Below are 20,719 nucleotides of genomic sequence, written 5' to 3'. Positions count from 1 at the left end.
CTGGGGCTTGAAGTGGAGGGTGGCTGTGGGACAGCCGGTTCTGGGTGCGCAAATAGTCCCCCTATTTATGCGAATGGAGTGATGAGTCGGCTGCTCAGCAGCCGTGAACACTTTAAGCTACAAGTGGTCATGAGGAGGCTTCGGGCCGGTGGCAGCGGGATGTGTGACGGGTGCTTGACACAATGGATCATGCTCTTCACCAAAAAGACCCTCACCGAGGACGGATTCACCGGATTCCGACCACTCGACGAACTCGATCCCATGCGGATCCCACAAGGACCCGGGATATTCGTGGTCCTTCGCCCGGCCGGATTTGAACCGGTCTTTCTGAACAAGAGCACCGCCGGGACCTTCAAGAAGAAGGACCCATCATTGAAGCGCGAAGCACTCGCGTCCGAGTGGCTTACAGACGCCTCAGTGCTCTACATCGGCAAAGCCAGCGCGGGCAGTCAAGGCAACCGGGGGCTACGCAAGCAAATCCAGGAGTTCATGGATTACGGCCGCGGGCGACCAACCGTCGTGTGGGATGCGCGCCTCATTTGGCAGCTGCGCGACGCCCTGGACCTGGTCATCGCTTGGAAGGAACTGCCGCCGGAGGGGCTGAGTGCAGCCGAAGCCGATTATCACGCCGCGTTCGTTGCCGCTCACGGACGCCTCCCGTTCGCCAATCTGGTCCAGGCGCGCGCCAGGAAATAGCCCAAGGAGGCCGACGGCGGCAGGTGCCTTTCGCCGTCGGCCTCCCGCTGCGTGGGTGATCGGCGGATAATGGCGTCCATGACGGCCGGCAGCCCCACTGGAAGCACCGCGGGTCAACCCCGCATCACGGTAGAGGTTCCTGTCCTTCGGATCGGTGGCGGGCAGGCCGATTACGAGGGCCTCAAGCGATTCGTTGATTCGCTGCGCAAGCCGCAAGGGCTGCACATGACGCTGCTGCACGTGGGGATCCTCCACGAACTCGCAGATGATATTGCCGCGTGGACCAAAGGAAGGGCGACGCCGGAGAGGGTTCTGCCCGAGATTACGAGCTGGTTGACGGAACTGCCGGTGCTGCAGGGGTTTCTGGGTAAGTCGGACAAAGTGGTCCCGCTGGGTGGCGGTCGGCTGATGGGGCTTGAGGTGGACGTTCCCCAGGAAGTTCACGACTACCAAGCGCTTCTGGTGCAGGGCTTGCACGTGCTTCTTGATGATCTTGGCCTCGACAACATCGATGACTTCATCCTGGGCTCACCCGCTTTGGGCTACAGGTCTCCGCGCTGGTTGCCGCACATTGCCGTGGGAAGGGCGCGGTCGCGACACGAGCCGCCCGTGGAGATCGCTCCGGTGGCCATTGAATTCGGCGACTCGCGCATCCGGAACAGACTGGCGCTCCCTGGGCAGGGGTGATTCTGACGGAGCCCGGCCGCCACGGTAAATTGGACGTGACTCCAGATCTCAACCAGAGGACTTCCATGCAGCCCCGTGCCCTGTTCCGTACCGTCGCTTTTGCCGAGGCCGTGACATGGACGCTGCTGCTGATCGGGCTGTTCCTTAAATACGTCACGAAGACCACTGACCTCGGCGTGAGTATCGCCGGAGGCATCCACGGCTTCGTGTTCCTTTGCTACGCAGCGACGGCCGCCTTCACCTGGATCAACCAGAAGTGGACAACGCGGACTGGCCTGCTCGCCATCGGCTCCGCTGTGATTCCCTATGCCACCATCCCGATGGAGAAGTCGCTGGATCGCCGGGGTCTCCTGGCCGGTGGGTGGCGTTTGGCCGCTGGGGGAGATACGCCGCGTGGGGGCTTTGAAAAGGCTCAAGCCTGGGTCCTTCGCAATCCAATCCTCGCGGTTGTGGTGACCCTGGTGGCTGTGGGTGCAGTGTTCAGCTTCCTTCTGTTCATGGGCCCTCCGGGTACCTGGTTCTCCTAGGATCCAGCCGGCGGGAAGCATCGGTTCTTCGGAACTGGTGCTTTCTTGCTTTAACACCTGGTTCTCGCCTTTGCGTGTGCCGCTCCGACCTACTTTGGATCTGTGTTGGGTCTGACACGCCGTCTGTGCGGTGTGTCGCCCGGGGTTTGGCGGTCAAAGTGGGTGGTGGCGGCACGGGTCTTTCCCAAAACTTCGACGTCGGCACCCGTTTGGTGTGGCTTTGTGACCTTGTTTGAGGCCGTTGAGCGCGCTTTTCCCGCGGTTTCGAGCTGTTTCGGGTTCAAAACGGGTCAGGAAGCTACTGTTCCGAGGCCTTAGTGCGTTGGTTCGGTGGTGGGGCAGCCCCAGGAGTTGGGGTTTTGTTGGCAGGTGTCGGCGACGAGTGCTCTTTGTGTTTTCCAGACGTGGATGGTTGTGGCTGGTGTGGTCAGGTCCAGAGTTCCGTTGATGGGTAGTGGTGGGCCGTTGTTGACGGAGTAGGTGCCGGTGAAGCTGGTGGTGATGGTGGCGGGGTAGTTGCCGGTTTCGGTGTAGCTGTGGCTGGTGCGGGTTTCGGTGGTGAGCCATTCGGCTTCGGGGAGGGGGTAGCCGGCGGCGGGGGTGGGGCCCAGGGTGGTGCCGTCTCCGAAGGTGTAGGTGTGGTTGGCGGGGGTGGCGGTGAGGTGGATGGCTTGGCCGAGGATGGTGACGTCGAAGGTTTGTTCGGTGGCGGTGGTGTAGAAGTTGGTGGGTCCGCCTTTGAGGGTGTGGGGGAAGGGTTGGGCTTGGAGGTTTCCTGGGTTGATGGGGAGTTGGCGGAAGTCGTTGAGGATGCGGGCGGCGATGCTGGCCAGGACGTTTTGCGGCTCTGCGTCATAGAGGCAGGTGGGGCCGGTGATGGGGATCCAGTTGGTCCAGCCGGGGTTGGTGATGGCTTTGGGGGCTTCTTTCCAGATGACGGGGGTGCCTTCTGGGCCACCGGGTGTGGTGGCGGGGCAGTCGAGGGCGTCGCAGCCGGGGTCTTTGGTGTCGGGTCCGTCGGCACGGCAGTGGGTATCGGCCATGTACTGGTTGGGGTCCTCGGCGGCCGGGGACGCGCCAGGCAGGGGTGTGGATTTACCAGTTTCGGGATGAAACTCCCAGACAGCGCCCACGAATGCTGAACCTTCTTGAAAACCGGCGTCAGGAGGAGCAGCCGTATTCGAGTTCACTGTCCCCAGCCCAGTCAAGATCGTCGAAGCCGGCCAGTTCAGGGGCATCAGAAATATGTAGGCTGCCCAAGCCGTGTACCTGGCCCAACGGGTCGTCATCGAATAATGCCCACGTCAGTGATGAGCCAAGCTCCCTGGCGGTATTCAGCAAAGAAAGCGGCGGCGTCATTCGTAGCTGCAGTGAATTCCCGACTTTCGGATCCGGTCTCTTCGAAGTAGCGAATCTCTTGCTGAATCACTTGCAACTTGCCTTGCTGGGTCGATACGGCGGGATCCCACGCGACTTCTATGACAGGGGTTCGAATTGTTCCCCCGGTAAGCCAGTGCTCCTCCGCGTAATTGGCTTCGATGGACTCTGCCAGGTGCTGGCAGAGCGCACAGGCACTGGACGACAGCTCCAAGGACTTCGTGGAATTACCGGTCTCGTATGCGTAGCTAAGTTCCTGAAACCAGTACCTAATAAACACCTCCAACCCCGCCTTCGAGTTCTCCTTGGCCAGCTCGGGCATCACCGGAACCGGAACGTTCTGTGCCTTCCCCTGCGCATCAGCGGGTTTGTAGGCCCCGGAAGAAGACGGAGTAGCCGAAGCAGCGGGTGACGAAGCGCTTGAGGTGGGCGACGCCGTCGTCGTGTGTGTTTCCGAAGAGCCCGTACCTGGCGACCCGCCCTGGCAACCGCTCAGAAGCACCGCCGCCAGAATGGACGACAATGTGGCAGACGAAAGGCGTGACATGACAAGCTCCCCAACAGCTGTTCGACGGTGTGGCGGCCAGTCTAAGCAGCGTGCGCGGGGGATTCACGTCAGAAGTATGGCCCTGTGGATAAGTGCCAGGAATATTCTGCTGAATGATCCGCATGGGCATGCCTTGAAATCACACGGATTCCACGGTTTCTGGCCGGCGCCCAGCCTGATGATCCAGCAAAATTTGCGTGGTACACCGCAAGGTCAGCCCCGCAGCTTCTCCATGTCCCGGCGGTCCTTCTTGGTGGGCCGGCCGGCTCCGCGGTCGCGCTGGGGGAGTCCAAGCTTGGGAGCCACGGGCCTCGGCGGAGTGTGGTCGGTGAAACAGTGCGACGCGGCCTCGGCTCCTACGCGTTTGGCGATGAGTCGTCGCACTTCGAGGATCCGTTCCCAGCCGGATTCCCGGACCCGGATGGTGTCGCCGATGATCACGCTTTGCGATGCCTTGGCCGGGTTCCCGTTGATCCGGATGTGCCCGGCACGGCAGGCGGCTGTGGCGGCGGAGCGGGTTTTGTAGGCTCGGATCGCCCACAACCAGGCATCAACGCGGACGTTTGCTGGGGATGACGACGGAATACTCATGATCTGAACGAGTCTAACCGGGCGTCACGTGCACGACGAGAACGCTGGAAGAAGTCCGGAACGCGGGAAAGGTGCGAGTTCGCTGGAACGCTCCGGCGAACTCGCACCGTCGCGGCGTTCTCAGGGGGCGCCAGGGAACCCAGGGAAACTACCGCACCGTCACCTCAACCCGCTGCGCCATGTTGTTCCCGATACCCTGGTAGTTCCACACCTGCTCGGTAGGCTGCAGCGCGCCCGAGGTATCCATGGCCCGGCACCGCAACAGGTGTTCCCCTGGGCTCGCGACCCACACCATGGACCACGACCGCCACGCGAAGTCCCCCAGCGCCGGATCCAAGTGCGCAGGCATCCATTCGCCGTCGATCCCCACTTCCACCCGCTCCACTTCACCGTGTCCGGACCATGCACGGCCGTGCAGCATCACCGGGCCGGCGTCCACGATCCGTCGCCGGGTGAAGAATTCCGGGATCCCCGGCGGCACCATCAGGGACCGCACACGGATATGGGTGACAGGAATGCCGGGCCCATCCGGACCCTGCAGATAGTGATAGGCCACGGACTGCTGCCATCCCATGAACCGCGACGTCACTGCTTCGATCGACGTCAACCACTTCACACTCGCCATCCCGTACCAACCAGGGACCAGGAGCCTCAACGGGAATCCATGCTGCAGCGGCAAAGGCTGGCCATTCATGGCATAGACCAGCATCACTTCGGGGTGCATGGCCTCGGCGACGGAAAGACTGCGGGCATACGGCTCTTCGACGCCGCCTTGGACACCGTTGTCGGCACCGGTAAAAACAAGTTCGACGACGTCACCCGCCAACCCTGCCTCCTCCAGCAGGGGCGCCAAGGGAGTTCCGGTCCACTCGGCTGTGCCCACCGCGCCAAGCACCCAGGGCTGGCTCAAGGGGCGGGGTTCCAGAAGCGAGCGGCCGTTTCCCGCGCATTCGAGAGTGACGGGCATGGTGACAGCCGGCCGCGCTTTGATGTCCTCGAGGCTGAGTTCAAGCGTGTGGTCGACAGCCCCGCCCAGTCGCAACCGCCACGTCTCAGGTGACAGATGCGGGATGTCGAAGTGGATCAGCAGGTAGTGCAGGCCGGCCGGAGTGATGTCGTCGTGCAGGGCCTCCAGCGGCATCGAATGGTTCCGCCCGGAAAGCTGCAACTCTTCGTGGGTCAGGGGTCCATCGGTGGGCTGCCCGGTGACGACGGCTTTCGTGGCCCGTTGTTGGAGGTGATCATTGGACATGGGACGGCGGCGTTCTACTGGAAGCTAAACGCTGCGGAGTGCCGCAGCACTTAGGACAAGGATCACGCCGGGGCGAACCTGCGTCAATACCTCGTTGCGAGGCCCGCTCTGCGCGCTAAAACAGGCGCAAAGAACGCAGAGCAGGCCCCACAACGGAAGACGGCTACCGGCGTCGTAGTTCCGGGTACTCGAGGTGCGGGGCAACGGTGCCGGCGTCGCGTTCGAGGAAGTTGACTGCGGGCGCCACGATGTCGTCGATTTCATCCAGGACGGACTCGCTCAGCACCACGTCCGCGGCTTTCAGGTAATCGGTCAGGTGCTCCTCGGTGCGGGGGCCGATGATCACGCTGGTCACTGCCGGGTGGTTCAGGGCAAAGGCGACTGCCAACTGGATGAGCGTCAATCCGTGGCGTGCCGCGAGTTGGGCCAGGGCGTCCGCGGCGTGCAGTTTGCCTTGGTTGAACGGCGCGTTCACATCGAAGCGGCCGGGAAGTGCGGAAAAACGCGAACTCTCGGGCTGCCCGGCCCCGACCCGGTAACCGCCTGCCAGCCACCCGCCGTCGAGCGGTCCGTAGCTCAAGACCCCGACGCCGTACTGCTGGGTGATGGGGAAGACGTCGCGTTCGTTGGCACGCACCAGAAGCGAATAGGGCACTTGGTCCACGACCGGAGGGGTCAAGTGGTTGGTGTTGGCGATCCACTGGGCCTCAACGAGTTGGGCCGGGCTGAACACGGACGTGCCGTAGTAGAGGATCTTGCCCTGGCGGATGAGGTCGTTGAGGGCAGTGATGGTTTCCAGGAGGTCGGTGTTGTAGTCCGGGCGGTGTGCCTGGTAGAGGTCGATCCTGTCCGTGTTCAGACGCCGCAAGCTGTCCTCGACAGCCCGGACAATCCAGCGGCGGGAGTTGCCGGCGTGCGCGGGGTTGGATCCCATTTGCCCGTGGAACTTGGTGGCGAGGAAGACGTCGTCGCGCCGGCTGTGGATCGCCTGGCCCACCACGGTTTCGGATTCCCCTTGTGAGTAGATGTCTGCAGTGTCGATGCTGGTGATACCGGCGTCGAGCGCGGCCTTGATGATCCGGATGCTCTCTGCGGGACCTGTGGGCGCGGCGCCGGTGCCGAAGTTCAGGGTGCCCAGGGTGAGCGGGCTGATCAGGGCGCCAGTGCGTCCAAGCGTTCGTAGCTCGTTGAGGCTCATGTCGGCTTCCTGTGGATGGATAGTGCTGGGTCGACGCCTGGGTCAGCGGCGTGGACGGGATGTTCAATCGAGGCTACACACGGCCGCCGGAGGCATAAACGCAAATGGTAGAAGTTCTTCGTTTTTCGTCTTGCGGGGTAATGGAAGAGGCCTTACTTCGCGACATTTCTTGACACACGGCAACACAAATGTCTTGCGGATCAACAAATATTGCCGTTCTTCCAAGCGGGTGAATTATGGGAAAGGAACTTAGGAAACGCACGAAAGGGACAGCGGGATGACACAGACCACAGTGGAAGAAACGGCGGCCATCAAGGCGGCTTTTGCGCAGTTCCCCTCCGGAGTTGCCGCCTTCAGCGCGATGGTGGATTTCACGCCGGAAGCGCTGGTGGCGTCGTCCTTCACCGTGGGCGTTTCACTGGAGCCGCCGCTGGTCATGTTCGCAGTGCAGAACTCGTCCACAACGTGGCCCAAACTGCGCCAGGCCCAGCGGCTTGGCGTCTCGGTCCTGGCTGAGGGGCAGGAAGCTGCCTGCCTCCAGCTCTCGTCCAAAACGAGGGACCGCTTCGCCGGGCTGGACACGAGTGTCAGGGACTCGGGCGCGGTGCTGATCGATGGGGCCGTGTTGGGTTTCGAATGCGAAATAGTTTCAGAAACGCCCGCCGGGGATCACGCGATCGTGGTTCTTGAGGTCAAGGCAACCACCGTCAACCTCGAGTCCAAGCCGCTGATCTACCATGGCGCAGCGTTCCGTCAGTTGGCCGCTTAGCCCGGCACGCCCGAGCTAGGAGTTTCGGGCAGCGCCGCTGAGGGATCCCTTTTTGGTGGGGCCTTGGGATTTCCCCTTCGGGGACGTCACAGGGCCCTGCTTCTTTGGCGGGTTGGCCGGTGCCGGGCTCTTTGACGACGGCGTGGGCTCGTCGAGGTCGCGGACCGTCACTTTGATGGGCGGTGGCTGCTGGGCCTTGGCCCGTTCGGCCTCGCGTCGGTCGGCTTCAGCAACCGCATCCGCCCAGTCCTTCGACAGGACCGGCGGTTCCTTGGCAGCGGCCACGACGATCGGGTGGTGCGCAGTTTGGTGCTCGACGGCGGACTTGACCTCGGCCGGTTTGGGCAGCTTCCGGGGGTCCACCTTTGATTTCCACGCGCCGTCCTTGACGGCGGCCGACGCACCTGAGATCCGGCGACGGGTCACTCCGAGCAAGTCCCGCTTGGGCGCGGCAGGCACCGCAGCGGAAGATGGCGCGGCAACCGGCGTCGCGATCGGCGCCGATTCCTCAGCTGCGCCGTCAACTGCGTCCGCGCCGCCAACTGCGTCCGCGCCGACTACCCGTTCCGGCACGTACCCGGGCCGAGCGGGAAGGTGCACGATGGGAGTGGTGTCCTTCTTGGGGAAGACGCCAATCAACGCCAGGAGGATGACAGACACCAGCCGTCCCACTCCGGCAACCACCAGAGTGATGATGACAATCAACCCGAGGCCGAGGAACATCAGCAGAGCCAGGCCCAGCGTCCCCAAATACGTCAGGTTGATGGCGAGTGTTGTCGGATCCTCCACGTAGCCTCCCCTGGCTGTCGTTTTGTGATGCGCGCATTGCCCACCCAGCTTGCTTATCTAGCGTAAGGTCCCGCACCGACGGAATCACGCGCCGCAGCCCACTCTGGCAGGGTTGTTTCGAACCTGTTATCTCGCATGCGAAAATATGTTGCCCAGCTCTCATTTACAGCCCAGATTGGCGCGTCGTGACCCCTGACCACACCCGGCTCCGCAACGGTGCCTGTCCCTGCCTTTCCGGCGAGCAGTACGACGAATGCTGCGGCCGGTTCCATCGCGGGGAGGCCGAGGCGCCCACCGCAGAGCAACTCATGCGGTCCCGGTATTCGGCCTTCGTGGTCCTAGAGCCCGGGTATCTGTTGCGGACGTGGCATTCCTCCACCCGGCCCGCCTCCATGGACCTGGACCCGGACCTGCAGTGGCGCAGGTTGGACATCCTTTCCACGAGCAACGGCGGCCCGCTCGACTCGGCGGGCACCGTTGAGTTCGCGGCGCACTACAGGTCCGACGGCGAACGCGGCGTCCAGCGTGAACTCTCCCGTTTCGTGCGGGAAGGCAAGCGTTGGTACTACGTGGACGGGGACGTGCTCCAGTAGCTCACCGGTATCTGCGGTGGAGGTTTTCCTTGGTCGAGGGGCCGGGGGAGGCGTCGCCGATCCAGGGGCCTGTTCCTTCGGATTGGTCCAGGATTCCGGCCTCCAGCCAGGCGTAGTCGCCGTCGAGGACTTTCCGCGAGAGGTCGTGGTCGCCGTCGTCGGTGTTGCGCCAAAGCTGGTCGAAGTACTCATCCACCCGAACACGGGCCTGTTCGCAGAAGGCTTCAGCCAGCTCGAAGGCAGCCGCGCCTTGTTCCGGGTGGGTCCGCAGCAGCGACTCGGCGCGTGAACAGCACGCGGCCATGGCGAACAGCTCGGCCCCGATGTCCACGATCCTGCCCAGGAACGCCTGCTTGTGCTCAAGCTTGGCCTGCCAGCGTCCCATCCCGTAGAAGGTCTGCCGGGCGAGGCGGCGCGAGGAGCGTTCAACAAAGCGCAACTGCTTGGCGAGCCGCCCGAATTCGGCGTACGACCGAGGGTCCATCCCGGCGCCCGCAACCAGTTTGGGCAACCAGCGGGCGTAGAAGCCGGAGGCCCCGACGGCGGCCTTCGCCTTGTCCTGCAGGCTTGCGTCCGCCGAGGCGAGGTCGCCGGCGGCGGCGAGGTGTGCGTCCACTGCCTCGCGCGCGATCAGGAGTTTCATGATTTCGCTGGAACCCTCGAAGATCCTGTTGATGCGAAGATCCCGGAGGAGTTGCTCGGCCGGGACTGCCCGTTCCCCACGGGCTTCGAGGGAATCGGCGGTTTCGAAGCCGCGGCCGCCACGGATCTGCACCAGTTCATCGGCGATCCTGCAGCTCAGTTCGGTGGACCACAGTTTGGCCAGCGCGGCCTCGATGCGGACGTCCTTCTGGCCGGCGTCGGCCATCTCGGCGGAGAGCTCAAACACGGCCTCCAACGCAAAAGTGGTGGCTGCGATGAAGGCGATCTTCTTGCCCACGGCCTCGTGCTTGCCCACTGGGCGGCCCCACTGCGTCCGGGCGTTGGACCACTCCCGGGAAATCTTCAGGCTCCACTTTCCAGCAGCGACGCAGAGGCCGGGGATGGAAAGCCGCCCGGTGTTCAGGGTCGTGAGGGCGATCTTCAGCCCCTGCCCCTCCCGCCCGAGCCGGTTGGCGGCAGGCACCCGCACCTGGTGGAAGCGCGTCACGCCATTCTCGATGCCACGCAGGCCCATGAAGGCATTCCGGTTCTCCACCGTGATGCCGGGCGAGTCCATCTCCACCACAAAAGCGGAAATGCCGCCCTTGTGCTCGGTTCCATCAGGATCGGTGTGGGCCGGAACCCTGGCCATGACCACAACGAGTTCAGCGATCACGCCGTTGGTGGTCCAGAGTTTCACGCCGTCCAGAAGGTAAGAACCGCCGTCGTCGGAAAGTACGGCAGTGGCGCCCATGCGGGCGGGGTCGCTGCCGACGTCGGGTTCTGTCAGGAGGAACGCCGTGATGGCGCCGGCGGCGCAGCGCGGCAGGTATTCCTTCTTCTGCTCCGGCGTGCCGAACTCCTTGACGGGCTCGGGGACGCCGATTGATTGGTGGGCGGAAATCAGCGCACCCAGGCTCGGATGGACTGAACCCAGGAGGGCGAGGGCCCGGCCGTAGTACACCAGGGAAAGGCCCAGTCCGCCGTATTCGCGTGGGATCTTCATGCCGAACACGCCAAGCTCAGCGAGCCCGGCCAGATACTCGTCCGGAATCCTGGCGTCGCGTTCGATCTGCCGGCCGGACATTGTTTTGGCAAACGCCAGCAACCGGGCCATGAACTCCTCGCCCCGTTCCACGTCGTCCGCTTTGGCTTGTGGCCAGGGGTGGATCAGGCTGAGGTCGAAGCTGCCCAGATACAGGCCTTTGGCGAAGCTTGGCCGGTTCCATTCAGTTTCGCGGGCAGCCTCGGCGACGGCGCGGGCTTCCTCTGCTGTGGCATTGACGCTTGCGGCGGTGAGACTGCTGTCTGTAGCGGACGTCATGGGAAAACTCCTCTAGCCGGTTGTGCCGGATGGAGCCAGGGTCCGCCGTGGGTGGGAACCCTTCAGCTGTCCCTCAATGCTACCCGCGGGTAGCTACCCGTGCCAGAGGAAACCTGGGGCTGGAATTCCGCCGGAATTTCCACCTGTCCGGCGTGGTGGACCAGGCTGTCCCAGGCAAAATTAATGCCGTGGACAAGGCCACCAAGGACGGCTTTGACGATGTACCAGGCCGTCCCCATGGCTCCGATCAGGACGATCGTTGCCATTGCTGCGGCCGCAATGAATGCGGCCAGGATTACAGCGAAGAACAGCGTTCCAATAACTACGTATGTGCCTGTTTCCAGCGCAGTGAAATCGAAATCCATGGTTCCCCCCGGAGCGACATTGCGTGAGTCGACGCGGCGTGGCGGCGTCGATGATCTGACATTAGGGGCGGGGGTGCTTTCCGGCCAGTGCTGACGCGTGACTTTGCGGCGTTGATATCCGATCGAAACCGTACCGGAGGGTAAGTCACGGAATGGTTGCGGCCGGCCTGCGCTGAAGCCCCCGACGGCGGTACTTCCGGCCCGCTCGACGCCTCCGCGACGCTCTGCGTTAACCTTGTACGGGGCAGTTTCCGCTGCCAGCCAGGTTTCGCAGCAGCTGAAGGAGAGTAGTTGTCCCGTTCAGCCATGTCCTCCGCCGACGCAATCGGCGCGAGGCTCCGCGACCTCGAACAGCTGACCAAGGGTCCCGCGTGGGCCCTGACGCGCTCGGCGCCGTGGGTCATCGCCGTCCTCCAGGCCTCCTTTACCCGCACCAGGCCGCAGCTTCCGCTCGAAGAGTTCCACGCCGACGTCGACGCTTTCCTTGAGCAGCTCCGGCGCCAGGATCCTGCGCTTGGCGGCCAGCAGAACGGCAAGTTGTTCGGTGACGAATGGACGCGCAAGCAGTTCCTGACGCGACGCAACCAGTCGGGCCGGATCGTGTACGAGGTCACCGAGCCCGCAGCGCGTGTGCTCGCTTTCCTCGACAGCCTCTCCAGCGAACGTTCCACACTGAACGGCTCGAGGCTCGGCACGCTGCTCGGCGATGTGGAGAAGCTGGCCAACGAAACAAACCCGGACCAGAGCGCGCGCCTGGAGGCCCTGGAAGAGGAAATCCACGAGCGCCAGCAGCTGGTGGAGGACATCAGTTCCGGCGAATTCGACGGCCTCCTTGACGACGAAGAAGCCGTTGAAGCTGCCGGTAACATCCTTGACCTCGCCGCAAGCCTGCCCGCGGACTACAAGAAAATGCGTGACCGTATCGAGGAACTGGTGGGGGAGCTCCGCAACCAGATCATCGAAGAGTCGTTGAGCAAGGGCGCAACCATGGCCCAGGTTCTGGAGGCCGACAAACGGCTTCGGCAAAGCCCCGAAGGACGTACTTTCCGCTCCTTCACCGCCTTCCTTGAGGATCCGCAACAGCAGCTGCGTTTCCGCTCGGCCATCGGCGAGGTGCTGAGCAGGCAGTTTGCGGACGATCTCTCCCACGAGGACCGCGAAACGCTGAAAAACCTCGTCGCGGAACTGCGGTACCAGCACAGCCAGATCCAGCGGATTTACGGAAAGCTCTCGGAAAGCCTCAACACCTATATCCAGAGCGACGACGTCCGGCAGTCGGTTAGTCTCCGCAAAGTGCTGGCCGAAGCCGAACAGGCCATCCGTTCCCTGCCCTACGAACGCGACCGGCCCGGCCTGGTGCCTGGACCTGTGCTCTTCAACGCCGGGTTCGAGTCCTTGGCCATGGTCAAGCTGTTCGACCCGGACGAGTTCGCCACGCCCCCGCGCCTGGCCGACCCCATAGCGTTCAGCGACTCGGACAGGGTCCGTTCGGCCCGCACCGGCAAAGCGCGCCCCGATGTTGTGCGGGCGGCCATGGCAGGCTCGGCCACGTTGGGTGAGGCCTGGGAAAACCTGCCCGCGGAAGAACGGCACATCAACAGCGTCCGGACCCTCCTGTCCATGGCATTGCAGACCGGCGCGGCTTTCGACCGCGCCGCCTGGGAACACATCGACTTCGAACAAATTGACGGCAGCATCCGCACCGCGTACCTGCCTGTCGTCACGCTGAATGAGGATTCCAATGACTGAGGACATCACGACGACGGACATCACCGAAGCGGAGGACGTCACCGCTGCGGAGGACGTCACCGTTGCGGAGGACGTCACCGAAGCGGAGCAGGACACCGTTGAGGTGCCAGATGAGACCGCCCAGCACCCGGACCCGTTCCGGATCACGCCTCGGGACACTTTCGTGGACGGTGCCGCGCTCTTCCCCGGCGACACCGGCGTGCTCCCGATGAAAGTCCGCCATGCCCTGGTGAAGCTCCTTAAAGGTCCCTACGTTGACGGTGCCCGCGACGAGAAGCTGTGGACGACCCTCCTGGACAACCAGCTGATTCTCCGGAGCCGCCTCTCTGAACTCTTCCTGACGCTCCAGTTGGACCACGACCGCAAGATCGCTGTCCTGCGACCCGTTGATCCGGAAATCATCGGGGCGAGCTCCCGGTCCAGCATCCTCCGCCAACAACGTGCTTTGAGCCGCGTCGAAACCATCGTGCTGCTCCGGCTGCGCCTCCTCCTGGACCGCCACGTCACAGCCCAGACCGACCCCACGATCACCCGCGAAGAGATCTCCGACCTCGTAGCGAATTACACCCCCGCCGGCCAACAGGATGCCCTGCGCGACTCCGACGTGGTCACCCGCACCATCACCAAACTCCTCGCCCGGCAACTTCTCCTCCCCACCCCGCTGGATGACACGTACACCATCAGCAACGCCCTCCCATTGGCCCTCCCCTTCGAAAACATCGGCGACATCCCGGCCCACATAGAGGCCCTCGTGGCAGTAGCAGCGGACGAATCCGGCACGGAGCCTTTGCTGGATATGGAAGCTGACTCCAGCCCCACTTCCGAAGACGGGGACGACGACGCCGGTACCGCCGCGGACAGTGACCCAGCAGCAGAGGAGGCAGCCAAGTGACCATCGCAAGCATGCTCCCGCTCGGCGAGCTCACGAATCCGGGCCAGATGCGTTTGGCCCTCGTCCAGGTGGTCAACTGGGGCACCTTCCATGGCGCCCACACCATGCACGTGGACCGCAAGGGCACGCTGCTGACCGGCAATTCCGGTGTCGGCAAGTCCACACTCTTTGATGCCATGCTCCGCGTTTTCGATGCCCGCCCGCGGTCGAACGAGGCTGCTGCCCAGCGGTCCGGCGGGGCTGTGGAGGACAAGAGGACCACGTTCACCTACATGCGCGGCAAGGTCGGTGACAAGGCGGTCGGGGATAGTTCGGCCAGTGCCTTCCAGCGCCCCGGTGCCACCTGGTCCGCCGTCGCGCTGACGTTTGATAACGCAGCCGGCACGAAAGTGACGGTGTCGGCGCTGTTCGACCTGCCGAAAAACGGCACGGAGTCGAGCGTTGGGCGTTTCTATGTGATCGACAGCAAGCCCCTGGACCTCGAAGCGATCGAGGGGATCGCACAGAAGCGGTTTACCAGGAGTGCCTTGGAATCGATCTTCCCGGACGGTCAGGTGTTCGACGTCCACAAGGCGTTCGCCGAGCGGTTCCGGCGGCTCCTGGGTATCAACTCGGACCAGGCGCTTCCGCTGCTGCGCGTTATCCAGGCCGGCAAGGGCTTGGGCGGCAGCGTCAACACGTTCTTCCGGGACCAGGTGCTGGATGCCCCGGCCACGCTGGCTGCGGCGGACGACGTCGTGGAGGAATTCAGCAACCTGATGTCGATCCGGCAGCGGCTGGAGGATGTCCGGCTGCAGCGCGACCAATTGGCTCCGGTGCCGGGCCTGAACAAGGAATACGCCCAGGCCTTGCTGGACGCCAACCGCCTCCGTGAGTTGGCCGGCGAAGAGTTTGAAGCTTACAAGCAGCAGCTCGCTGTCACGGTGCACGCCAAGACGTTGGCCCGTTTCAAGGAGTTGGCGCAGTCCAAGGCGCAGGAACTCGCCGCCGAGCGTGTGGTCCGCGATGCCCTGGCCAAGGAGTTGCGGGACCTTGAGCTGGACTACAACAACCGCGGTGGCAACGCCATTTCGGCCATTGAGCAGTCGTTGGAGAACGCCAAGGTTGGCCTGAAGCTGCGCCAGCAGGTTGAGGACTCGGCCAGGAAGGCGCTGGCCGACGCCGGGCTGAACCTGGAATGGTCAGCCGAGGGCTGGGACCAGGCGCACGAGCAGGCCGCCGCCCGTTCGATCGAGTTGAAAGACGATTCGGAGGCCTTGAAGGAACTCCGTTTCGAGGCGTTCGATGGCCACGCGACCAAGAAGCGTGAGCTGGCTGCGGCCCAGCAGGAACTGTTGTCGCTGCGGTCGCGCAAGTCCCTGCTGCCGCCGTCGAGCATTGAAAACCGGGCCGCCATCGCGGCCGCGACGGGCGTACCGGAAGAACGGATGCCGTTTGGCGGCGAGCTGATCGACCTCGCGGAGGGGCAGGACCAGTGGCGGCCCGCGGCGGAGCGGGCCCTGCGCAACCTGGCCACCACCTTGCTGGTTCCGGGGGAGCACTTTGCTGCCGTCACGCGATACCTGAACGACAACACTGTTCGGGGCGCGCTGCGCGCGGTGGACGTCTCCAAGCCGCTTGCCGGTGGGGCGCTGGCTGTGGAGGACGTGTCCGACGGCGACCTCTTGACGAAGTTGAGCATCCTCACCTCGGGCGCAAACGCCGACGCCGGGGAATGGATCCGTGAGCGGATCGCCCTGGACTTTGCGTATCCGTGTGTCGAGGACCCGGACGAGCTCGCCTCGATGGACAAAGGCCTGAGCCTGGGCGGCGTGGTGAAGCGGAACCGGCACACCGTTGAGAAGGACGACCGGTTCACCAGCCGGCAGGATTACGTCCTCGGCTTCGATAACGCTTCCAAGCTTGAACTCGTCGCTGCCCGCGTGGGCGAGCTGGAGAATGAGCTGGCCAAGGCAGCCGAACTGGCCCAAAGCCGTGAGGATTCACACCAAGGCATGGCCCGCCAACTGGAAGCCCTGCGGCGCGTGGCTGAAGACGAGCGGCCGTGGGAGCAGGTTTCGGCTGCCGTTGCCGCGGACGAGCTGGCACGGATAGAGCAACGGCTGGTGGATGCTTTGGCCGCCCAGGCGGACCTCGAGCCGTTGCGTGCCAACATCGAAGCCGTCAGGGAAAAGCACCAGTCCTCCACAGGGGTGGCGGCTGTGCTGCAGAGCGAATACAAAGCGCTCGACCACAAGATGACCACGGCTGACGGGCTGCTGGACGCGGCGAGGCTCAAGCTTGAGCAGTCACCGCCGTCGGCCTCTACCGTCACCGCGCTGGAACCGTACTTCGACGGCGTCGCGGACGTCTCCGAACTGTATGAGCTGGACAACCTGGCCAACAGCGTCCGGAACAAACTCCTGGACGAGTTGCACGCGGCCGAATCCCGGAGCCAGGCGACAGCCGAACGCCTGACGCGCATGTTCGAAGCGTTCGTCCGCGACTGGGGGAGCGCCATCAGCGCCGACCACGGCACCTCAATCGGTGCCGCAGGCGACTTCGAAGCCCGCTACCACGCGATCGTGAGCGACGGCCTGCCCGCACAGGAGGCCGAGTTCAGGCTGTTCTTCAACCAACGCACGCACGAGTCGTTCAGTACGCTCCTGCACCTTCTCGATGAGGAACGGCGCAGCATCACGAGCCGCATCCTCCCCCTCAACGGCATCTTGTCCGAGGTCAATTTCCACGAGGGAAGCTTCCTGGAACTGGACATCAAGCAGACGCTGCCGGCAACGGCCAAGGTCTTCAAGGACGCCATCCAGAACGCTTTGAAAACCAAACACACACGGCCCTCGCGCGGCGCTTCCGCCGCTGGTTCCGCCGAAACGGACGACGACGCCGAGCTCACCGCCCGGTATAAATCGCTGGAAACGCTGGTGAAGCGGCTCGGATCGCAAACGCCGGAGGATCGACGTTGGCGTGCCGAGGTGCTGGACGTCCGTGGACACGTCTTCATCCAGTGCAAGGAACACCGCGAGGTGGCAAAGCAAGGGAAGGCCGGCGCCTCCAAAACCGGCAAGAAGAAAACCGAAGTCTTCATGCACGCCGACACCGGCTCCATGTCGGGCGGTGAGCGCCAACGGTTCACGGCCTTCATCATGGCTGCTGCATTGAGCTACCAGTTGGGCATCGCCGAGCAGGGCTTCACCACCTACGGCACCGTGATGATGGACGAAGCGTTCGTGCTGGCCTCGGAGGAGTTCGCGGGTGCGGGCATCAAGGCACTCCACGAATTCGGCTTCCAGCTGTTGCTGGCCGCGCCCGAAAACGTCATTGACCTGTCACGGCACCTCGGCTCCGTCACGGAGATCCTGCGGGACAAGCGGACCAACCGCTCGGGCGTCCTCACGGCTCCCGTTATCGCAGGGCCGGGTGAGCCCGGCGCATGGCGATCCGAAGCCAACCCGGTGGACATCGTCCTCCGCTAGAAAGCAACGCGGGGTCACTTATGGCCCTTTGGGAGGCCCTTTATGGGCCAAAAGTGACCCCGCGTTGCTCCAGGGCGCTACTTTGACACGTCGCGGACCCGGTCCAGGAACTGTTCCGTCCTGGACTCCAGGCCTGCGATTTGCCGAACCACGACGACGGCCGGGTCCGGGTTGATCTCATTGGCCGGTGGTTCCTTGCGCACGTTGGCGCTGCAACCGAACTCGGCGCAGATCAGGGTGCCCACGGTGTTCCCGTCCTTGCCGGACTGTCCAGCTTTCTTGGCAACCCACAGGTAGACGTCGTCTTTGGAGAAGACGTCCCGGCACAGTTCGCACAGCACCACACGCTTCTTGCCGGAGCCTCCCTCGGGGGCGCGGAGCATGACCCCCGTGAGTTTGCCCCGGTGGGGGACCACCAGGTACCCGCGCTGGGGCATCTTCTCATCGCGCCATCCCAGGAATTCGAGCTTGTCCCAGTCGATGGTGTCGAAATCGCGGGGAAGATTGGCCTTTGCTGCCTCGGAGCGGCTGGCGTTGATGAAGGATGAACGGATCTGTTGGGCAGTGATTTTCTGCATGGCAAAGCTTCTTTCGAAAAATGGTCGACGTCCGCGTGCCTGGGCGTGCCTCTGCCGGCACGGCCACGGGCAGTGTTGCGGGATGGCAGGAGTCGTCGGTCACCAAACGAGGAAATGGCAAGGCAAGGAAAGCGCCCTGCGGCCGGGTTTTTGCTGTGCCCGGAAACCTAGAGAGATGCCGACGTGCAGGGGAGTGCCAAGCAGGCCAAAACGGCCACCTCGCCAACCATGGCTGCAGCAACTGAAACAGTGCGCACGCTCATCCCCTCGTCGTTTTCCAGGAAGCGGTTGTTCCGCCATCGACCATCCTAACCCCAATCAAAAGCAGCCCGCATTGCCCAGGCCTGGAGATTAGGTGACGCAAACGTTTCGTAATTATCGGGAGGGTAGGCTAGCCTTACTTAGGTTCGCATCACTTACCTAAGGAGTATCGTGGCATCCCTTCTCCCACGCCGCGCCCTGCTGAAAACAGCAGGAACCGCGACGGCCGCCCTGGCCGCCGTCGCCCTTTCCCTCACTGGCTGCTCCACAGGACCGGCCACGTCGACGCCGGCAACCGAGCAGGCCGAGTCCGCCGCGTTCCCCGTGACCATCAAGAACGTCTTCGGTGAGACCACCATCAAGGAACAGCCCAAGCGCGTAGTCACCGTCTCGTGGGTCAACGACGACGTCGCACTCGCCCTGGGTGTTGTTCCGGTTGGCGTTCCCAAGAACGAGTGGGGCAACAACGACAAGGGCTCCACCCCGTGGAAGGACGCAGCGCTGGAGAAGCTCGGCGCCGGCTTCGGCACCGACAAGGCTCCCGTGCAGTACTCCGAGGCAGACGGCATCAACTTCACCGAGATCGCCAAGCTCAACCCGGACGTCATCCTGGCTGCCTACTCGGGCCTGGAAGAGGCTGACTACAAGAAGCTCAGCGAAATCGCCCCCGTCGTGGCGCAGCCGGAACTGGCCTACGGTACGCCGTGGCAGGAAAGCACCACCATCATCGGCAAGGCGCTGGGCAAGGAAGCCGAAGCCAAGAAACTGGTCGAAGACACCGAAGCCACCATCAAGGACAAGGTTTCCAAGTACCCGCAGATCAAGGACAAGACCTTCATCTACGGCAACCTCGAGCCCGCCAAGGGTGACGGCGCCAACGTCTACACCGCCATCGACAACCGCCCCCGGTTCCTCTCCGAAATCGGCATGAAGCTGGCCCCCGTCGTTACGGAAAACACCAAGTCGAACACGGAATTCTTCATCCCGTGGTCCGCGGAAAAGGCCAACGAGCTTGATTCCGACATCTTCGTGACCTGGGTTCCCGAGGCTGCAACGGCCGACGCCATCAAGGCCGACCCGCTGCTGGGCCAGATCCCGGCCATCAAGAAGGGCGCCCTGGTTGCCGATTCGGACCAGACCCTGACGCTCTCCATCTCCGCTTCCTCGCCGCTGAGCCTGCCGTGGGCACTGGATACGTTCCTGCCGCAGCTGGGTAAGGCCGCAGAAGCCGCAGGCAAGTAACTGCAATGAAACTGAGTACGACGACGGCCGTCCAGGGGCGGGGCAGCGGCAGCATGGTGCCGGCTGGCCCGGGAGGCATCTCCCCTGACGCTTCGGCATCCGGTAGGGGAACCGGGGCCCGGAGCGCAGCAGGCAAGCGCACCGCCTGGCTGCTGCTGGCCGTCGTCGTACTCGCCGCAGTAAGTGCCGCATCGTTGGCGATCGGCGCGCGCGGCCTTCCCCTCACCACTGTGTGGGAGGCTCTCACCAACTTCAATCCGGCTGACGGCAACCACGCTGTGGTGATCGCCCGGATTCCCCGCACCGTCCTGGGCCTCCTCGCCGGCGCTGCACTTGGCCTCGCCGGGGCTGCCATGCAGGGCGTCGCCCGCAACCCGCTGGCCGACCCGGGGATCCTTGGTCTCAACGCCGGCGCGGCCTTGTCCGTGGTTGTTGGCATCTACGTCTTCGGCATCGGCTCACTGACCGGCTACATCTGGTTCGCTTTCATCGGAGCCGCGGCAGCCGCCGTCGTCGTTTATGCCATAGCGTCCCGGGGGCGCGACGGTGCGACGCCGGTCAAGCTCGCCTTGGCGGGTGCGGCGCTGAGCGCGGGTCTGTTCTCCCTGATGAACGTCATTCTTGTCTCCAGCCAGGACACCCTGGACCGTTTCCGTTTCTGGCAGGTGGGCAGCATCGGCGGGCGGGACTGGTCCGTGCTGCTGCCTGCGCTGCCGTTCCTGGCTGTTGGCGCGGTCATCGTCCTGGGCGGCGGGCGCGTTCTGAACAGCCTGGCCCTGGGCGATGACATTGCCCGCGGCCTGGGCCAGAACGTCGGACTGGCACGCGGGATCACGGCACTGGGCATCGTGCTGTTGTGTGGTTCGGCGACTGCGTTGGCCGGCCCCATCGGCTTCCTTGGCCTGGTGATCCCCCACGCCGTCCGGCTGCTGACCGGCCCGGATTACCGGTGGATCCTGCCGTTTTCCCTGGTCTCGGCTCCCATCCTGCTCATCTCTGCCGACATCATCGGCCGCGTGATCCTCCTCCCGGGCGAAGTTCCGGCAGGCATCATGACCGCGATCGTTGGAGCGCCGGTGTTCGTTTGGCTGATTCGCCGTGGAAAGGGGGCCGGACTGTGACGGTCCTTAAATCCGCGCCCGAGACGGCACTTAATGCCAATAATTCCCC

The 20,719-nt window shown here is 63.8% G+C and carries 19 protein-coding genes; 10 read left to right on the top strand and 9 right to left on the bottom strand.

What is annotated here, in order from left to right:
- The first annotated feature begins 189 nt into the window (after positions 1–189).
- The 3 genes from JMY29_RS18310 to JMY29_RS18300 all read left to right on the top strand — a co-directional run bounded on the left by JMY29_RS18310 (position 190) and on the right by JMY29_RS18300 (position 1,910).
- Entirely contained in the window at positions 190–696 is a 507-nt protein-coding gene (locus JMY29_RS18310) for a hypothetical protein (protein ID WP_079582882.1), read from the top strand.
- Between the two features lie 69 nt (positions 697–765).
- Positions 766–1,383 (top strand): hypothetical protein, encoded by a 618-nt coding sequence (locus JMY29_RS18305; protein ID WP_055975336.1) that lies wholly within the window; start codon positions 766–768, stop codon positions 1,381–1,383.
- A 65-nt stretch (positions 1,384–1,448) separates the two neighbouring features.
- A complete protein-coding gene (locus JMY29_RS18300; protein ID WP_110506099.1) occupies positions 1,449–1,910 on the top strand; it encodes a DUF3817 domain-containing protein in 462 nt (153 codons plus the stop codon).
- A gap of 314 nt (positions 1,911–2,224) precedes the next feature.
- On the opposite strand, the gene JMY29_RS18295 is transcribed toward JMY29_RS18300, so the two are convergent.
- The 5 genes from JMY29_RS18295 to JMY29_RS18275 form a co-directional block, all read right to left on the bottom strand.
- Complete coding sequence (locus JMY29_RS18295; protein ID WP_229778702.1) at positions 2,225–3,043, bottom strand: hypothetical protein; 819 nt, start codon at positions 3,041–3,043, stop codon at positions 2,225–2,227.
- A gap of 152 nt (positions 3,044–3,195) precedes the next feature.
- The gene (locus JMY29_RS18290; protein WP_229778701.1) at positions 3,196–3,834 is read right to left on the bottom strand and encodes a DUF6318 family protein; all 639 of its coding nucleotides are present in this window, start codon (positions 3,832–3,834) and stop codon (positions 3,196–3,198) included.
- A 213-nt stretch (positions 3,835–4,047) separates the two neighbouring features.
- Complete coding sequence (locus tag JMY29_RS18285) at positions 4,048–4,425, bottom strand: RNA-binding S4 domain-containing protein (protein ID WP_055975330.1); 378 nt, start codon at positions 4,423–4,425, stop codon at positions 4,048–4,050.
- A 148-nt stretch (positions 4,426–4,573) separates the two neighbouring features.
- On the bottom strand, positions 4,574–5,677 hold the full coding sequence (locus tag JMY29_RS18280; protein WP_189076747.1) for a sulfite oxidase: 1,104 nt from the start codon (positions 5,675–5,677) through the stop codon (positions 4,574–4,576).
- Between the two features lie 163 nt (positions 5,678–5,840).
- Positions 5,841–6,875, bottom strand: coding sequence for an aldo/keto reductase (locus tag JMY29_RS18275; protein WP_018779943.1), 1,035 nt, complete (start codon positions 6,873–6,875; stop codon positions 5,841–5,843).
- A 277-nt stretch (positions 6,876–7,152) separates the two neighbouring features.
- Between JMY29_RS18275 and JMY29_RS18270 the strand changes: the two genes are divergently transcribed.
- A complete protein-coding gene (locus tag JMY29_RS18270; RefSeq protein ID WP_189076746.1) occupies positions 7,153–7,644 on the top strand; it encodes a flavin reductase family protein in 492 nt (163 codons plus the stop codon).
- Positions 7,645–7,659: 15 nt separating this feature from the next.
- On the opposite strand, the gene JMY29_RS18265 is transcribed toward JMY29_RS18270, so the two are convergent.
- A complete protein-coding gene (locus JMY29_RS18265) occupies positions 7,660–8,433 on the bottom strand; it encodes a hypothetical protein (protein ID WP_189076745.1) in 774 nt (257 codons plus the stop codon).
- Between the two features lie 185 nt (positions 8,434–8,618).
- Here JMY29_RS18265 and JMY29_RS18260 point away from each other — a divergent pair, with 185 nt between their 5' ends.
- Entirely contained in the window at positions 8,619–9,026 is a 408-nt protein-coding gene (locus JMY29_RS18260; protein ID WP_189076744.1) for a YchJ family protein, read from the top strand.
- A 1-nt stretch (position 9,027) separates the two neighbouring features.
- Here the strand turns inward: JMY29_RS18260 and JMY29_RS18255 are convergent, their stop codons facing one another.
- Together JMY29_RS18255 and JMY29_RS18250 are read right to left on the bottom strand one after the other, a co-directional pair.
- The gene (locus JMY29_RS18255) at positions 9,028–10,992 is read right to left on the bottom strand and encodes an acyl-CoA dehydrogenase family protein (protein ID WP_189076743.1); all 1,965 of its coding nucleotides are present in this window, start codon (positions 10,990–10,992) and stop codon (positions 9,028–9,030) included.
- A 62-nt stretch (positions 10,993–11,054) separates the two neighbouring features.
- The gene (locus tag JMY29_RS18250) at positions 11,055–11,357 is read right to left on the bottom strand and encodes a hypothetical protein (protein WP_018779938.1); all 303 of its coding nucleotides are present in this window, start codon (positions 11,355–11,357) and stop codon (positions 11,055–11,057) included.
- Positions 11,358–11,648: 291 nt separating this feature from the next.
- Between JMY29_RS18250 and JMY29_RS18245 the strand changes: the two genes are divergently transcribed.
- The 3 genes from JMY29_RS18245 to JMY29_RS18235 are packed head-to-tail and all read left to right on the top strand — an operon-like array spanning position 11,649 to position 17,468.
- Positions 11,649–13,106, top strand: coding sequence for a DUF3375 family protein (locus JMY29_RS18245; protein WP_026267467.1), 1,458 nt, complete (start codon positions 11,649–11,651; stop codon positions 13,104–13,106).
- Positions 13,099–13,998 (top strand): DUF4194 domain-containing protein, encoded by a 900-nt coding sequence (locus JMY29_RS18240; protein ID WP_189076742.1) that lies wholly within the window; start codon positions 13,099–13,101, stop codon positions 13,996–13,998. Before JMY29_RS18245 ends, JMY29_RS18240 begins: the two co-directional genes overlap by 8 nt.
- Positions 13,995–17,468: an ATP-binding protein gene (locus JMY29_RS18235; protein ID WP_189076741.1), complete on the top strand. Its 3,474-nt coding sequence runs from the start codon at positions 13,995–13,997 to the stop codon at positions 17,466–17,468. The genes JMY29_RS18240 and JMY29_RS18235 overlap by 4 nt, the downstream gene beginning before the upstream one ends.
- A 77-nt stretch (positions 17,469–17,545) precedes the next feature.
- On the opposite strand, the gene JMY29_RS18230 is transcribed toward JMY29_RS18235, so the two are convergent.
- Positions 17,546–18,046, bottom strand: coding sequence for an FBP domain-containing protein (locus tag JMY29_RS18230; protein WP_079582523.1), 501 nt, complete (start codon positions 18,044–18,046; stop codon positions 17,546–17,548).
- A 432-nt stretch (positions 18,047–18,478) separates the two neighbouring features.
- Here JMY29_RS18230 and JMY29_RS18225 point away from each other — a divergent pair, with 432 nt between their 5' ends.
- Positions 18,479–19,549, top strand: coding sequence for an iron-siderophore ABC transporter substrate-binding protein (locus tag JMY29_RS18225; protein WP_055975300.1), 1,071 nt, complete (start codon positions 18,479–18,481; stop codon positions 19,547–19,549).
- A gap of 5 nt (positions 19,550–19,554) precedes the next feature.
- A complete protein-coding gene (locus JMY29_RS18220) occupies positions 19,555–20,670 on the top strand; it encodes a FecCD family ABC transporter permease (protein WP_189076740.1) in 1,116 nt (371 codons plus the stop codon).
- Positions 20,671–20,719 lie beyond the last annotated feature (49 nt).

It is taken from the genome of Paenarthrobacter nicotinovorans (assembly GCF_021919345.1).
In the GTDB taxonomy this organism is placed as follows: domain Bacteria; phylum Actinomycetota; class Actinomycetes; order Actinomycetales; family Micrococcaceae; genus Arthrobacter; species Arthrobacter nicotinovorans.
The sequence above is the reverse complement of the archived record's forward strand: the minus strand, read 5'-3'. Positions and strand labels throughout refer to the sequence as shown.

Excerpts from the sequence above, each read along its gene's own strand:
- JMY29_RS18290 (WP_229778701.1), bottom strand. The coding sequence starts at position 3,834 with ATGTCACGCCTTTCGTCTGCCACATTGTCGTCCATTCTGGCGGCGGTG.
- JMY29_RS18285 (WP_055975330.1), bottom strand. The coding sequence starts at position 4,425 with ATGAGTATTCCGTCGTCATCCCCAGCAAACGTCCGCGTTGATGCCTGG.
- JMY29_RS18275 (WP_018779943.1), bottom strand. The coding sequence starts at position 6,875 with ATGAGCCTCAACGAGCTACGAACGCTTGGACGCACTGGCGCCCTGATC.
- JMY29_RS18310 (WP_079582882.1), top strand. The coding sequence starts at position 190 with ATGCTCTTCACCAAAAAGACCCTCACCGAGGACGGATTCACCGGATTC.
- JMY29_RS18300 (WP_110506099.1), top strand. The coding sequence starts at position 1,449 with ATGCAGCCCCGTGCCCTGTTCCGTACCGTCGCTTTTGCCGAGGCCGTG.
- JMY29_RS18250 (WP_018779938.1), bottom strand. The coding sequence starts at position 11,357 with ATGGATTTCGATTTCACTGCGCTGGAAACAGGCACATACGTAGTTATT.
- JMY29_RS18240 (WP_189076742.1), top strand. The coding sequence starts at position 13,099 with ATGACTGAGGACATCACGACGACGGACATCACCGAAGCGGAGGACGTC.
- JMY29_RS18230 (WP_079582523.1), bottom strand. The coding sequence starts at position 18,046 with ATGCAGAAAATCACTGCCCAACAGATCCGTTCATCCTTCATCAACGCC.
- JMY29_RS18255 (WP_189076743.1), bottom strand. The coding sequence starts at position 10,992 with ATGACGTCCGCTACAGACAGCAGTCTCACCGCCGCAAGCGTCAATGCC.
- JMY29_RS18280 (WP_189076747.1), bottom strand. The coding sequence starts at position 5,677 with ATGTCCAATGATCACCTCCAACAACGGGCCACGAAAGCCGTCGTCACC.
- JMY29_RS18220 (WP_189076740.1), top strand. The coding sequence starts at position 19,555 with ATGAAACTGAGTACGACGACGGCCGTCCAGGGGCGGGGCAGCGGCAGC.
- JMY29_RS18305 (WP_055975336.1), top strand. The coding sequence starts at position 766 with ATGGCGTCCATGACGGCCGGCAGCCCCACTGGAAGCACCGCGGGTCAA.
- JMY29_RS18270 (WP_189076746.1), top strand. The coding sequence starts at position 7,153 with ATGACACAGACCACAGTGGAAGAAACGGCGGCCATCAAGGCGGCTTTT.